At 68.4% G+C, this 13,730-nt stretch carries 14 protein-coding genes; 11 read left to right on the forward strand and 3 right to left on the reverse strand.

Going from position 1 to position 13,730, the window contains the following annotated elements; all coding sequences use genetic code 11:
• Nucleotides 1–8: 8 nt before the first annotated feature.
• Entirely contained in the window at nucleotides 9–986 is a 978-nt protein-coding gene (gene ispH, locus OLX02_RS00190) for a 4-hydroxy-3-methylbut-2-enyl diphosphate reductase (RefSeq protein WP_264419320.1), read from the reverse strand.
• A 164-nt stretch (nucleotides 987–1,150) separates the two neighbouring features.
• Here ispH and OLX02_RS00195 point away from each other — a divergent pair, with 164 nt between their 5' ends.
• The 9 genes from OLX02_RS00195 (at nucleotide 1,151) to tatC (ending at nucleotide 8,646) form a co-directional block, all read left to right on the forward strand.
• Nucleotides 1,151–1,819: a hypothetical protein gene (locus OLX02_RS00195; RefSeq protein WP_264419321.1), complete on the forward strand. Its 669-nt coding sequence runs from the start codon at nucleotides 1,151–1,153 to the stop codon at nucleotides 1,817–1,819.
• A 79-nt stretch (nucleotides 1,820–1,898) separates the two neighbouring features.
• Nucleotides 1,899–3,647 carry an arginine--tRNA ligase gene (argS, locus tag OLX02_RS00200; protein ID WP_264419322.1) on the forward strand — a complete coding sequence of 583 codons (1,749 nt, stop codon included), beginning with the start codon at nucleotides 1,899–1,901 and terminating at the stop codon, nucleotides 3,645–3,647.
• Nucleotides 3,648–3,651: 4 nt separating this feature from the next.
• A complete protein-coding gene (locus OLX02_RS00205; RefSeq protein WP_264419323.1) occupies nucleotides 3,652–4,455 on the forward strand; it encodes an SPOR domain-containing protein in 804 nt (267 codons plus the stop codon).
• A gap of 146 nt (nucleotides 4,456–4,601) precedes the next feature.
• Entirely contained in the window at nucleotides 4,602–5,618 is a 1,017-nt protein-coding gene (nagZ, locus tag OLX02_RS00210; protein WP_264419324.1) for a beta-N-acetylhexosaminidase, read from the forward strand.
• A gap of 10 nt (nucleotides 5,619–5,628) precedes the next feature.
• Nucleotides 5,629–6,468, forward strand: coding sequence for a segregation and condensation protein A (locus OLX02_RS00215; RefSeq protein ID WP_413630021.1), 840 nt, complete (start codon nucleotides 5,629–5,631; stop codon nucleotides 6,466–6,468).
• Nucleotides 6,465–7,070, forward strand: a complete 606-nt coding sequence (gene scpB / locus OLX02_RS00220; RefSeq protein ID WP_264419325.1) for an SMC-Scp complex subunit ScpB — start codon at nucleotides 6,465–6,467, stop codon at nucleotides 7,068–7,070. The genes OLX02_RS00215 and scpB overlap by 4 nt, the downstream gene beginning before the upstream one ends.
• 55 nt (nucleotides 7,071–7,125) lie before the next feature.
• On the forward strand, nucleotides 7,126–7,374 hold the full coding sequence (locus OLX02_RS00225) for a Sec-independent protein translocase subunit TatA (protein ID WP_264419326.1): 249 nt from the start codon (nucleotides 7,126–7,128) through the stop codon (nucleotides 7,372–7,374).
• A 25-nt stretch (nucleotides 7,375–7,399) separates the two neighbouring features.
• Nucleotides 7,400–7,819 carry a Sec-independent protein translocase protein TatB gene (gene tatB / locus OLX02_RS00230; RefSeq protein WP_264419327.1) on the forward strand — a complete coding sequence of 140 codons (420 nt, stop codon included), beginning with the start codon at nucleotides 7,400–7,402 and terminating at the stop codon, nucleotides 7,817–7,819.
• On the forward strand, nucleotides 7,816–8,646 hold the full coding sequence (gene tatC / locus OLX02_RS00235; protein WP_264419328.1) for a twin-arginine translocase subunit TatC: 831 nt from the start codon (nucleotides 7,816–7,818) through the stop codon (nucleotides 8,644–8,646). The genes tatB and tatC overlap by 4 nt, the downstream gene beginning before the upstream one ends.
• 283 nt (nucleotides 8,647–8,929) lie before the next feature.
• Here tatC and OLX02_RS00240 read toward each other — a convergent pair whose 3' ends face one another.
• A complete protein-coding gene (locus OLX02_RS00240) occupies nucleotides 8,930–10,669 on the reverse strand; it encodes an amidohydrolase (protein ID WP_264419329.1) in 1,740 nt (579 codons plus the stop codon).
• 132 nt (nucleotides 10,670–10,801) lie between these two features.
• Nucleotides 10,802–11,716: an NAD(P)-dependent oxidoreductase gene (locus OLX02_RS00245; RefSeq protein WP_264419330.1), complete on the reverse strand. Its 915-nt coding sequence runs from the start codon at nucleotides 11,714–11,716 to the stop codon at nucleotides 10,802–10,804.
• A gap of 171 nt (nucleotides 11,717–11,887) precedes the next feature.
• Here OLX02_RS00245 and OLX02_RS00250 point away from each other — a divergent pair, with 171 nt between their 5' ends.
• Together OLX02_RS00250 and OLX02_RS00255 are read left to right on the forward strand one after the other, a co-directional pair.
• Complete coding sequence (locus OLX02_RS00250; RefSeq protein WP_264419331.1) at nucleotides 11,888–12,238, forward strand: hypothetical protein; 351 nt, start codon at nucleotides 11,888–11,890, stop codon at nucleotides 12,236–12,238.
• A gap of 45 nt (nucleotides 12,239–12,283) precedes the next feature.
• Nucleotides 12,284–13,543, forward strand: coding sequence for a threonine ammonia-lyase (locus tag OLX02_RS00255; protein WP_264419332.1), 1,260 nt, complete (start codon nucleotides 12,284–12,286; stop codon nucleotides 13,541–13,543).
• Nucleotides 13,544–13,730 lie beyond the last annotated feature (187 nt).

The raw sequence follows: 13,730 nt of genomic DNA on the forward strand, positions 1-13,730 counted from the left end.
CCCGCCTCTCAGCCGACCAGCTGGCGCGGCAGCTTGAACACCATGTGCTCCTCGGCGGTGGTCACCGTTTCCTCGGTCACGGTGCGCCACTGGGCCACGCGGTCGGCCACCTCGCGCACCAGCAGCTCGGGCGCGGAGGCCCCGGCGGTGAGGCCCAGCGTTGTCACGCCGTCGAGCCAGCTTTCCTCGATCTCGCTCGCGCGCTGAATCAGACGCGAGCGCGTGCCCTCGCGCTCGGCCACTTCGACCAGCCGCAGCGAGTTCGAGCTGTTGGGCGCGCCGATCACCAGCACCAGCTGGCACTTCGCGGCGATGGCTTTCACCGCGGCCTGCCGGTTGGAGGTGGCGTAGCAAATGTCTTCGGCGCGCGGCCCCACGATCTGCGGGAAGCGCGCCTTCAGCGCCGCGATGATCTCGGCGGTGTCATCGACCGACAGCGTGGTCTGCGTCAGGAACGCGAGCGGCGTGCCGGCGGGAAAATCCAGCCCGGCCACGTCTGAGACGGTCTCCACCAGCGTGATCGATCCTTCGGGCACCTGGCCCATCGTGCCGATCACTTCGGGGTGGCCCTTGTGGCCCACGAACAGGATGTGCTTGCCCGCTTCCACCTTGCGCTCGGCCTGGCGGTGGACCTTGCTCACCAGCGGACAGGTCGCGTCGAGCCAGTCCAGGCCACGCGCCGTGGCGGCCTCGGGCACGATCTTGGGCACGCCGTGCGCGGAAAAGACCACGGGGGCGCCATCGGGCACTTCGTCGAGTTCCTCGACGAAAACGGCGCCCTTGGCCTTCAGGCTGTCGACCACGAACTTGTTGTGGACGATCTCGTGCCGCACGAACACGGGGGCACCATACAGATCGATAGCGCGCTCGACGATCTCGATGGCGCGGTCGACGCCGGCGCAGAAGCCACGCGGCGCTGCGATCAGAAGCTGGAGCGGGGGCTTTGCGGCCATCGGCGCGGCGGAGTCTGGAAAGCTGGCGTTCATCGGCGCCCCCTTAGCAGCGGCGGCGCGTCAGCGGTAGCCCGCTGGCGCCGGGCAGGCCGGTCCGGGCGACCATTGCCGAACCCGGCGACGGTGGGTAGAGGTGACGCGCAAGCCCGGTGCCGCATTCGGCGCCGCACGGTTCGTCTATTGAGGAAATTGCGCCCATGATCGCCACGCCCCGCCGTCTTGCCGTGATCGGCGCTTCCCTGCTGGCGGTCGCGCTTTCCGGTTGCTCGAAGAACAAGGGCGAACTCGTGGTGGACGACAGCGTGGGCGTGACCGCGCTGCGCAGCCCGTGCCCGGTGGTGGCGATCCCCGAGATGACCGGCGACGTCACGCTCTTCTCGGTGCCCGGCCGCACCGATTCGGCAGCCATCGACGTGACGGCGGCGATCACCAACCTGCGCAGCACCTGCAACGATGCGGCCGGCGAGCCGAAGCTCTATACCGAGGCGACGTTCGACGTGCTTGCCCGCCGCGCCGACACCCGCGGCGCACGCCATGTCGACCTGCCCTATTTCAGCACCGTTGTGCGCGGGGGCAACGCCGTGATCTCGAAGCGGATCGGCACCATCGGCATCGATTTCGCCGACGGGCAGGAACGCGCCAGCGCGCAGGGCCGCGCCGGGTCCTATGTCGATCGCACCGAGGCGACTCTGCCCAAGCCGATCCGCGATCGCCTGTCGAAGAAGCGCCGCGCCGGCGATCCCGATGCCGCCGTCGACCCGTTGGCCCAGCCGGACGTGAAGGCCGCGCTCGCCAGGGCCAGCTTCGAACTGCTCGTGGGCTTCCAGCTGACCAACGACCAGCTCGCCTACAACGCCACCCGCTAAGGCCGCGGGCCCGGCGAGCGGGCCAGCCGCACAAGCGCATGGTGGCGCTTTGGCTCAAGGTCCGCTAACGGCCCGTCCCATGACGAGCCACACCATTCCGCTGTTCGCCGAAATCGCGAACGTTATCGACGCCGCGCTCGATGCGCTCGAAACCGCTGGCACGCTGCCTGCCGGCCTGCCGCGCGGTGCGGTGACGTGCGAGCCGCCGCGCGATCCCAGCCATGGCGACATGGCCACCAACGCCGCGATGGTGCTGGCCAAGCCCGCCGGCACCAATCCGCGCGCGCTGGCCACCGCGCTGGTCGATGAGCTGACGAAGGACGCGCGCGTCACCTCTGCGGAAATCGCCGGCCCCGGCTTCATCAACCTGCGCCTCGCGCCCGCCGCGTGGATCGACGAACTGGCGCTGATCGCGCGCGCCGCCAACGACTATGGCCGCTCGGGCATGGGCGGCGGCAGCGTGGTCAATGTCGAATATGTTTCGGCCAACCCGACCGGCCCCATGCACATGGGCCACTGCCGCGGCGCGGTGGTGGGCGATGCGCTGGCTGCGCTGCTCGAATATGCCGGGCACGAGGTCATCCGCGAATATTACGTCAACGACGCCGGCGCGCAGGTCGACGTGCTCGCGCGGTCGGCGCACATCCGGTACCGCGAGGCGCTGGGCGAGGCCGTGGGCGAGATTCCCGAAGGCCTCTATCCGGGCGACTATCTGGTTCCTGTGGGACAGACGCTCGCCGCCGAATTCGGGGACAAGTACGCCGCCGCGCCGGAAGCCGAATGGCTCGTGCTGTTCCGCGAGAAGGCTGTTGCCGCGATGCTGGTGATGATCCGCTCGGATCTCGCGCTGCTGGGCATCCACCACGACCTGTTCAGCTCCGAAGCCGAGCTTCAGGCATCGGGCAAGGTCGATGCGGCCGAAGCCTGGCTGCGCGCCCACGATCTCGTCTACGACGGGTTGCTTGAGGCACCCAAGGGCAAGACGCTCGAGGACTGGGAGCCGGTGGAGCTGCCCCTGTTCCGCTCGACGAAGTTCGGCGACGATCAGGATCGCCCGATCAAGAAGTCGAACGGCGCGTGGACCTATTTCGGTGCCGATCTCGCCTATCACTTCCAGAAGGCGCAGACCGCCGACGCGCTTGTCGATATCTGGGGCGCCGACCATGCCGGCACGGTCAAGCGGATCAAGGCTGCCGTTGCCGCGCTGACCGGCGCGGAGGGCAAGCCCAAGCCCTTCGAGGTCAAGCTGGTGCAGATGGTCCAGCTGCTGCGCGATGGCCAGCCGGTCAAGATGTCGAAGCGCGCGGGCACGTTCGTGACGCTGGCCGATGTCGTGCGCGAAGTGGGCAAGGACGTGGTGCGTTTCACCATGCTCACCCGCAAGCCCGACGCGCAGATGGACTTCGACTTCGCCAAGGTGGTCGAGGCGAGCAAGGACAACCCGGTGTTCTATGTGCAGTATGCCCACGCGCGCATCTGCTCGACCCTGCGCAAGGGCGCGGCCGAGGGCTTCGGCCCGTCGGATGCGAACCTGCCGCTGCTGGGCGAAGAGGAACTGGGCGTGATCAAGCTCGCCGCGCAGTTCCCGCGCGTGGTCGAAGGCGCTGCCGCCGCGCGCGAGCCGCACCGCGTGGCCTTCTTCCTCGCCGATCTGGCCGCCGCGTTCCATGCTTTCTGGAACGTGGGCAATGATCGGCCGGACAAGCGGTTCATTGTGGCACAGGATGCCCGCCTGACCGAGGCACGCCTTTTCCTCGCCGCGCAAATCGGGCAGGTAGTCCGCAATGGCCTCGCCCTGCTCGGGGTGGAGGCCGCCGAGGAGCTTTGACGCGATGGTAAATGGGGTGAACGGGGCAAGTGGGGCCGGAAACGGCCTGCACAACGACTGGGACGAGCATCTGCCCGAGGATGAGCCGCTGGAAGCCGGGCCGAATGCCGCGCGCCCGGGCGATCCCACCCCGTTCGACGAAGATCACCGCGCTTCGGCCGATCGGCTCGCGCTCGGCGACGAGGAACGGTTGCCGTGGCTGGAAAGCGCCGACGATGTCGATCTTGACGAGCCGCTGGCCGATAACGGCCGGCTGGTCGGCTTCGGCGTGCTCGCCGTGATCCTGCTCGCCGTGATCGTTGGCGCGATCTACTGGGCCTCGCACCGCGCCAGCGCGCCGGCGCAGGCTGATGGCAGCCTGATCGAGGCGAGCAAGGAACCCTACAAGATCGCGCCCAAGGAGCCGGGTGGAAAGACCTTCCAGGGCACCGGCGATTCGAGCTTCACCGTCAGCGATGGTGGCCGTCCGGTTGCCAACATCGCGGGCAGCACGGCACCAGCGCCGACGCCGTCGGCAGCACCCAAGCCCGCGCCTTCGGCCAGTGCGGCCCCGGCACCCGCGCCTGCGCCCAGCGGCATTGGCGTCCAGATCGGCGCTTTTTCCAGCAGCGCCGCCGCGGAAGCCGCGTGGAGCAAGCTGTCCACCACGCACGAGGCGCTCAAGGGCCTGAACCACCGCGTTGTCGAAGGCCGCGCGGACATCGGCACCGTCTATCGCCTCCAGGCGCTCGCCGGGGATGTGGGCGCCGCCAATACGCTGTGCGGCACGCTCCAGTCGGGCGGCCTGAAGTGCCAGGTGAAGCGCTGACCTGACCTGATCCTCCCCGTTGGCGCAAAGGCGCGGATGGGGAGGTGGCAGCCGCGGCAAGCGGCTGACGGAGGGGCGGGGGCTTTTCCCCCGCCAACGCCCCGGTCGCCCTTGCCAAACCGCCGTAAATCCGCGATTCTCCGGCCATGCTACCGGCGATCTTCGGCCTTTCCGGACTGGCCCTCACCGATGACGAGCGTGCCTTCTTCCGCGATGCGGACCCGGCGGGCTACATCCTGTTTGGCCGCAACGTCGAAAGCCGCGCGCAGCTGCGCGCGCTGACCGACGAACTGCGCGCGCTCCATGGACGGGACCGCACGTTCATCTCCATCGACCAGGAAGGCGGCCGTGTCGCACGGATGAAACCGCCGGTCTGGGCGGCCTATCCGCCGGGCGAACGCTTCGACCGGCTCTATGACCTGGCCCCAGCCAGCGCGATCGAAGCGGCGCGCGCCAATGCCGAGGCGTTGGGGCTGGACCTTGCCGAGGCGGGGATCTCGGTCGACTGCCTGCCTTTGCTCGATGTCCGCCAGCCGGGTGCGCACGACGTGATCGGCGACCGTGCGCTGGGCTGCGAGCCGCTGCGGGTCGCAGCGTTGGGCCGCGCCACGCTCGACGGGCTGGCGCGCGCCGGAGTGGCGGGCGTGGTCAAGCATATGCCCGGCCACGGCCGCGCGCTTGCCGACAGCCACAAGCAGCTGCCCACCGTCACCGCCTCCGCCGACGAGCTGGAGCTCGATCTGGCGCCCTTCCGCACGCTGAAGGATGCGGCGATCGCGATGACCGCACACGTGCGCTACACCGCGTGGGATGCGCAGAACCCCGCGACCCAGTCGCCTTTCGTGATCGACGAGATCATCCGCAAGGCCATCGGCTTTGGCGGCCTGCTGCTCACCGACGATCTCGATATGCAGGCACTGGACGGCACCGTGCCCGAACGCGCGGCGCGCGCGCAGGCGGCGGGATGCGATCTGGCGCTCAACTGCTGGGCGAAAATGGACGACATGGTCGGCATTGCCCGCGCGCTTGCATCGATGAGCGCGGAAACGCGGGTCCGACTGGACCGCGCGCTCGCGCCCACCGCACCGTTCGACGGACCGGCCGACCTCGGCAAGCAGGCGGCGCTGGCCGAAAAGCGCGACCGGCTGCTCGCACTGGCATGACAGCCGCGGGATGATGGACGACGTCGCCCCCGCCAACCTCCCAGTCCCCAGCCTGTTCGACGGCGACGAGGCATGGGACGGCCTGCCTTCCGGCGGCGCGGCGGGCGGTGAAGGCGGCGCGCTCTATCTTGAGCTGGAAGGGTGGGAAGGGCCGCTCGACTTGCTGCTCGACCTTGCGCGGCGGCAGAAGGTGGACCTGCGCACGATTTCGATCCTCGATCTGGTCGACCAGTATCTCGGATATATCAACCAGGCCGAGGCGCTGCGGCTGGAACTGGCCGCCGACTACCTCGTGATGGCGGCGTGGCTGGCCTATCTCAAATCGCTGCTGCTGCTGCCGCGCGATCCGGAAATGCAGCCCAGTCCGGAAGAACTGGCGCTCAAGCTGCAATTGCGGTTGCAGCGGCTGGGCGCGATGCGCGAGGCGGGGGCGCGGCTGATGGCGCGCGACCGGCTGGGGCGCGATGTCTTCGCGCGGGGTGCGCCCGAGGGGCTGCGCGTTGATCGCCGGAACCGCTGGCAGTGCGAGCTGTTCGACGTGATCCAGGCCTATGGCACGGTCAAGGCGCGCACAGTCCCGGTGGTGCACATGGTGCGCGAGCGGCCGGTGATGACGCTGGAATCCGCGCTTTCGCGCGTTGGGGCCATGCTCGGCACTTCGCTCGAATGGCGCGAGCTGCGCAGTTTCCTGCCGTCCGGCGAAGGGGAGGGGTGGGACAACCCGCAACTGCGCCGTTCCGCGCTCGCTTCCAGCTTCGTCGCCGCGCTGGAACTTGCCAAGCAGGGCAAGGCCGAACTGGTGCAGGACGAGATCTTCGGTCCGTTGCTGCTGCGTGCGGTGGCGGCGTGAGCGCGCCCGATGATCTGGTCCGCGCGGTGGAGGCGACGCTGTTCGCGGCGGACAGGCCCTTGAGCGTGGACGAGATTTCCCGGCATCTTGGCGGTGCGTCGGTGCGGGGCGCGCTGGCCGAATTGCAGGCGCACTATGCCGGGCGCGGCGTCGAACTGGTCGAGCGCGGCGGGCGGTGGCATTTTCAGACCGCCGGCGATCTGGCGCACCTGTTGCGCCGCGAGAAGGAGGACGTGCGCCGTCTATCGCGCGCGGCGACCGAGGCGCTGGCGATCATCGCCTATCACGAGCCGGTCAGCCGTGCCGAGATCGAGGCGATCCGCGGCGTGCAAACTGCCAGGGGCACGCTCGACGTGCTGATGGAGGCGGGCTGGGTGCGGATCGCGGGACGGCGCGAGGTGCCGGGGCGGCCGACGATCTATGCCACGACGGGCGAATTCCTCGCGCATTTCGGCCTTTCTTCGCGCCGCGACCTGCCGGGAATCGAGGAATTGCGCGCCGCTGGCCTGCTCGACCCGGTGGACGACGCCTTTGCCGTATTGACGGGAGGCATGGAGGACGACAGGGGCGGCAGCGCCGATGGGGAAGATGAATCTTCCTGACTTGCTGGCAGTTTGCCTCGGCATGTCCTATCTGTAGGACGAAGGAGAATTTACGATGGGTGGCCTTTCCCTACCGCACCTGATCATCCTGGCGCTGGTGGTTCTGATCCTGTTCGGCCGTGGTCGCATTTCCGAAATGATGGGCGATTTCGGCAAGGGAATCAAAAGCTTCAAGCAGGGCATGAACGAGGAAACCGATCGTCCGGTGGTTCCGCCCTCGGCGCAGATTCCGCAGCAGGCACCGCCGCCGGCCGCGCCCGTGCAGACCCCTGCCGATCCGCAGAACACCAACGGAAACGCCTGATTTCGTCCGCTTTCCGGGGTAGCCGATGTTCGATATAGCACCTTCGGAGCTGTTGTTGGTGGTCATTGTGGCGATCGTGGTGATCGGCCCGAAGGACCTGCCGCTGGCCTTGCGCACGGCGGGCCGATGGATCGGCAAGATCCGCCGCGTTTCCAATCACTTCCGTTCCGGCATCGAGAACATGATCCGCGAAGCGGAGCTGGAGGAGATGGAACGCAAGTGGAAGGAGCAGAACGCGGCGATCATGTCCGCGCATCCCGGCACCGATCCTGCCGCCGGCCAGACGCCGGACGCTGCTGCGGACCAGAATAGCGTTCCCGTTCAATCGGTTGCGCCTGAACTGGCGCCGCACGCGCCGACCGACCCGAACCATACCCGAACGACACCTGACGGCACCGAAAGCGCGCCGGACACCACCGGCCGACACCCGGCGGCGCCCCGATGATCGCGCCCGTGATCAAGGATCTGGACGAGACCCAGGCACCGTTGCTCGATCACCTGCTCGAGCTGCGCACCCGGCTGCTGCGCTGCGTCTACGCGCTCGCGATCGCATCGGCGGCTAGCTATTATTTCGTCGACCAGATCCTTGCGATCCTGGTCCATCCGCTGTCGGCCGCGTTCCCGGACGGGCATGGCAAGCTGATCTACACCAAGCTCTATTCGGCGTTCTTCGTGAACCTGAAGGTGGCGCTGTTTTCGGGCTTCCTGTTCAGCTTCCCGGTGGTGGCCAACCAGCTGTGGGCCTTCGTGGCGCCGGGGCTGTATGCGCGCGAGAAGAAGGCGTTCCTGCCGTTCCTGGTGGCGACGCCGGTGCTGTTCGCGATGGGCGCAAGCCTGGCCTACTTCATCGTCATGCCGACCGCGTTCAAGTGGTTCATCGGCTTCCAGGGCGACAAGGGCGGGTTGCAGTTGGAAGCGTTGCCGGGGATCGAGGAATACCTCAGCCTCGTCATGCAGTTCATCCTCGCCTTCGGGGTGAGCTTCCTGCTGCCGGTGCTGCTGATGCTGCTCAACCGCGCGGGCATCGTCACGCGGGCGCAGCTGGTGGGCGCGCGGCGCTATGTCGTCGTCGGGATCACGGCGGTGGCCGCAGTGATCACTCCGCCGGACGTGGTTTCCCAGCTGATGCTGGCGATCCCGTTGCTGGTGCTGTTCGAGGGAACGCTGGTGGTGATGCGCTTTGTCGAGCGCGCCGACGCCAAGGCGAAGGCCGAGGAGGAAGCGGCAGCGGCTTCCGCTGCGGCGGAGGGGCCGACTTCGCTGGTCCCCTGATTTTACGAGCCTTGCCCTGACTTGGTGCGTGTCCTTCGGCAGGCTCTGCTCATGGGCATGAGGCTTTACCGAGACATTTCCTGACAAAGCGAAGGCGGGAGCGCTGGCGCTCCCGCCTCTTGAATGACTGGATTCGATCCGGACCGGTGCCAGTGAGGCCTGAGGGGGGTGGTCCCACCAGAACCGGACCCGGACGCGACGGGGAAAAGGTGTACGCCTGAAAAGTCCCGCCGCAACGCAGCTCGGGGCATCGCAGACCCCCCTTGCCTTCCGCGTCGGGGTGCTAACGGTTCTTGCCGGATTTGGTTTCCGGATTTGCAGCTGGAGAGGCGGCATCGGGCTTGTCGGCCGACCACACCTTGCCGCCGCCGATCCACGTTTCGAGCACGCGGGTACGGCGGATCTGCGCCGGTTGCGCGGTCATCGGATCGGTGTCGACGAAGATGAAATCGGCGCGCAGGCCGGGCGCGAGGCGGCCGAACTTGCGCTCGGCAAAGCCTGCATAGGCCGCCTGCGCGGTGTAGCCGGCCAGCGCGGTGGCCCGGTCGACCTTTTCCTGCGGTTGCCAGCCGCCCGGCGGGTTGCCGTTCTCGTCCTCGCGGCTGATCGCGGTGGCAAGGCCGGCCCATGGGTCCGGTAGTTCGACCGGCGTGTCGGAGCCGAAGGCCAGTGTGGCCCCTGTCGCCTTGAGCGATTTCCACGCGTAAGCGCCCTTGAGCCGGTCGGGACCGAGCCGGGCTTCGGCCATGAGCCGGTCCGAGGTCTGGTGCAACGGCTGCATCGAGGCGACGATCCCGCCGTTGCGCGCGATCTGCGCCATGATCGGCCAGTCCGCCGGGTCGATGACCTGCGCGTGTTCGATCCGCCAGCGGCGATCACCCTTGTAGGTGTGGGTGAGATCGTCGATCGCGTTCAGCAGCAGCGCGTTGCCGGCATCGCCGATGGCGTGAACGGCCACCTGGAAATCGTCCATCGCGGCGCGGCTCATCAGGTTGCCGAGCTGGGTCTGCGACAACTGGGGCAGGCCGCGCGTATCGGGCTTGTCGGCATAGGGCGCCTTGAGCCAGGCCCCGCGCGAGCCGAGCGCGCCGTCCATGTAGAGCTTCACGCCGTTCATGCGCAGGCGGTCTGCATAGAGCCAAGGCGAGGGACCGGGACCGCCGATCAGCTTCATCGCGTCGATACCGCCCGCGTAGGACATGATGCGCACGTAAAGCTGGTTGGCATCGCCCGCGCGGCGGAACGCCAGCCAATCCTCCACCGACGACCCCATGTCTGCCACGGCGGTGAGGCCGCGCTGGAAGAACAGGCGCTGCGCGGTGGCGAGCGCGAGATCGTAGTCGCGCGGGCCGGGAGCGGGCACGGACTTGCCGACGAGGTCCATCGCCGTATCGACCAGCACGCCCGACGGCGCGCCGGCGGCATCATGTTCGATGCTGCCGCCCGCCGGCGCCTTGCTGGCGGCGCTGACGCCGGCGGCCTTGAGTGCCGCGGTGTTGGCCCAGCCGGCATGGCCATCGACGCGTTCGAGCCAGACCGGCCGGCCGGGGACGATGGCGTCAAGTTCGGCGGCGGTGGGGAAACGGCCAAGGCTCCACTTTTCCTGATTCCAGCCGCGCCCGACGATCCATGCCCGGTCCGGGTGGGCCGCGGCGAAGGCGGAAATGCGGTTGAGCGCGTCGGCCAGGCTTTTGGTGTCCGACAGGTCGAGCGTGAGCGCGGCAAAGCCGGTGCCCATGACGTGGACGTGAGCGTCGATCAGGCCGGGCAGCAGCACGCGGCCCTGCCCGTCGATGTGGAACTTCACGCCCTTCTTCGACGGCTTCTGGCCGGGGGCGTAGACCGCCTTGATCACGCCGGCATCATCGAACACGAGCGCGGCGAGAGGCTGGACGCTGCCATCGGGGGCGATGGTCTGGCCCTTGAAATTGTCCACCAGCGTATCGGCGTGGGCGGGGACGGCCAAGGCGGTCAGGGCAGAGGCGGTGGCTGCCAGGACAAGGCTGCGGGGGCGAGGGGGCATGGGCCTTGATCCTTGGACTGGGGTTGGCGTGCGCCCTTCGACAGGCTCAGGACGAGCGGCGCATTGTGTTCTGACAGACGCAGGACGGCGGGATTCGTTGCAGCGGTGTTTCAGGAACAGCGTGCGCAGCGATCAGGCGCTGCCCTTCCTGGGCAGGCGGCGGATCAGCGCGCTGGTGTCCTCGCGGCCACCGCCCAGTGCCTGCACGTCGGCATAGAACTGGTCGATCAGCGCGGTGGTGGGCACGCTGGCGCCGAGATTGCGCGCTTCCTCGATCGCGAGGCCAAGATCCTTGCGCATCCAGTCCACCGCGAAGCCGAAGTCGAATTCGTCGCGCGCCATGGTGTGGAAGCGGTTGTCCATCTGCCACGACTGCGCGGCGCCGCCCGAAATCGCGTCGAACACCCGATCAAGATCCAGCCGGGCCGCCTGCGCGAAGCGGATGGCTTCGGACAGGCCCGCGAGCGCGCCCGCGATGCACATCTGGTTGGCCATCTTGGCGGTCTGGCCCGCGCCCGACTTGCCGACATGGACCACGCGCTTGGCGTAAGCGCCGAGGATCGGGCGGGCGGCCTCGATCGCCTTTTCGCTGCCGCCGCACATGATCGCCAGCGTGCCCGCTTCGGCGCCGGACTGGCCGCCGGTGACGGGGGCATCGACGCAGAGCAGTTCCTTGTCCCGCCCTTCGACGGCGATCTGACGGGCGATGCGCGCCGAGACGGTGGTGTGGTCGATGAACACCGCGCCGCGCCGCAGCGAGGCGAAAGCGCCGGTGGGGCTGAGCACGACATCGGCGAGGTCGTCGTCGTTGCCGACGCAGGAAATGACGACATCGGCGTCCTCGGCCGCTTCGGCCGGGCTGGCGGCAGCGCGCACGGCAAGGCCGGGATTGGCCACCATCCACGCTTCGGCGCGGGCCATCGTGCGATTGTAGATCGTCAGGCGGTGGCCGGCCTTGCCGAGATGGCGGGCCATGGCCCCGCCCATCGTGCCGAGACCGAGGAAGGAGACGTTGCGGGGTTCGCTGCTGGGCCGGATGTCGTTCATGAAGCGACTTCTTACCGGCTTTGCCGTGTTGCGCCAGCCCCTGCGGGGACTGGATCCAGGTCGGCGCGGGAAGGACGGGGAGGGCAGCGGGTGACGTGCGCCTTATGCACTTGCCTCCGGCGGCGGGGGCAGGCTAGCGAGCGCGCCATGTTGCGGCGCAAGAACAGCGGGTTGTCCCTCGAATCGATAGCCCGGGCCGGGTTCTGGCTGGCGGCGGCCTTCGCCGTGGTGATGGCGGTGATGCCGACGCCGCCGCGCGTGCCGCTCGACCGCTATGGCGACAAGGCCGAGCACATGATCGCCTTCGCCACGCTGGCGCTGCTGGCCGGTTTTGCCTTTCCGCGGATGCCGCGGCTGCGGATCGCCGAACGGCTTTCGTTCCTGGGCGCGCTGATCGAGGTGGTGCAGTCCATCCCCGCGCTGCACCGCGATTGCGACATCCGCGATTGGGTGGCCGATACGCTGGCGATCGTGGTCACGCTGGCGGTGGTCAATCTCGTGCGTCCCGCCGGGCGGCGCTGACGCGCGCTTTCCTTCGCGCGCGGTTTCGATTAGTGCGCTGACCCCATGGAAAACCTCGCTCTTCAGCCCGCCACGCAGCCCGGCTTCGATGCCGATGCGCTGACCCTTGCCGATGTGCGCGCGGCGGCGGAGCGAATTTCAGGGCAGGTGGTGCGCACGCCCACGCTCTACAGCAAGACGCTGAGCGCGCTGACGGGCGCGGATATCTGGCTGAAGTTCGAGAACCTGCAGTTCACCGCGGCCTACAAGGAACGCGGCGCGCTGAACGCGCTGCTGCAACTGAACGACGAACAGCGTTCGCGCGGGGTGATCGCGGCATCGGCCGGCAACCATGCGCAGGGGCTGTCCTATCACGGCACCCGGCTGGGCGTGCCCGTAACCATCGTGATGCCGCGCACCACGCCGACGGTGAAGGTGATGCAGACCGAAGCGGTGGGCGGCACCGTGGTGCTGGAGGGCGAGACCTTCGACGAAGCCTACGCCCACGCGCGCAAGCTCGAGACCGAGCTGGGCCTGACGTTCGTCCATCCTTTCGACGATCCCAAGGTGGCCGCCGGGCAGGGCACCGTCGCGCTCGAAATGCTGGAGGACGCGCCGGACATCGAGACGCTGGTGATCCCGATCGGCGGCGGTGGGCTGCTCACCGGCATGGGCGTGGCCGCCCGCGCGCTGAAGCCTTCCATCGGGCTGGTGGGTGTGCAGGCCTCGCTGTTCCCGTCGATGTACGCCAAGCTCAAGCATCTCGACGTGCCCTGCGGCGGTGACACGCTGGCCGAAGGCATCGCGGTGAAGGAGCCGGGCACGTTCACCTCGGCCGTGCTGGCGAAAATCGCCGACGACGTGGTGCTGGTGGGCGAACCGGCGCTGGAAAGCGCGGTGGCGCTGCTGCTCCAGATCGAGAAGACCGTGGTCGAAGGCGCGGGCGCGGCCGGGCTCGCCGCGGTCATGACGCACAAGAAGCGCTTTGCCGGACGCAAGATCGGTCTGGTGCTGACCGGCGGCAATATCGACACGCGGCTGCTGGCCAACGTGCTGCTGCGCGATCTTGCCCGCTCGGGCCGGCTGGCGCGGCTGCGGCTGACCCTGCAGGACCGCCCCGGCGCGCTGTTCAAGGTGGTGGAGGAGTTCAACCGCCACCAGGTGAACATCCTGGAAGTGTGGCACCAGCGCATCTTCACCTCGCTGCCGGCCAAGGGCCTGACGGCCGAGATCGAGTGCGAGGCGCGCGACCGCGAGCAGATCGACCTGCTCGTCGCGGCGCTGCGCGGCAATGGCTATGATGTGACGCGCGTGGAGCTGGGCTGAGCCCGGGCTGGCGCGGTCGGACGTTAACCGATGACCGCGCCGGTGTCCGCAAACGGGACGATCCGCGAGGCCATCGGCACGGGACGGCGCTGGAGCCGGGTAAAACTTTCCGGCGACCCAACAATCGTGGTTAAGGGTCTTTCACCAATCGGCCGGCTCATGCATTGTTGCCTTGCAAGCCGGCGGG

The organism is Novosphingobium sp. KCTC 2891 (assembly GCF_025938155.1).
GTDB lineage: Bacteria > Pseudomonadota > Alphaproteobacteria > Sphingomonadales > Sphingomonadaceae > Novosphingobium.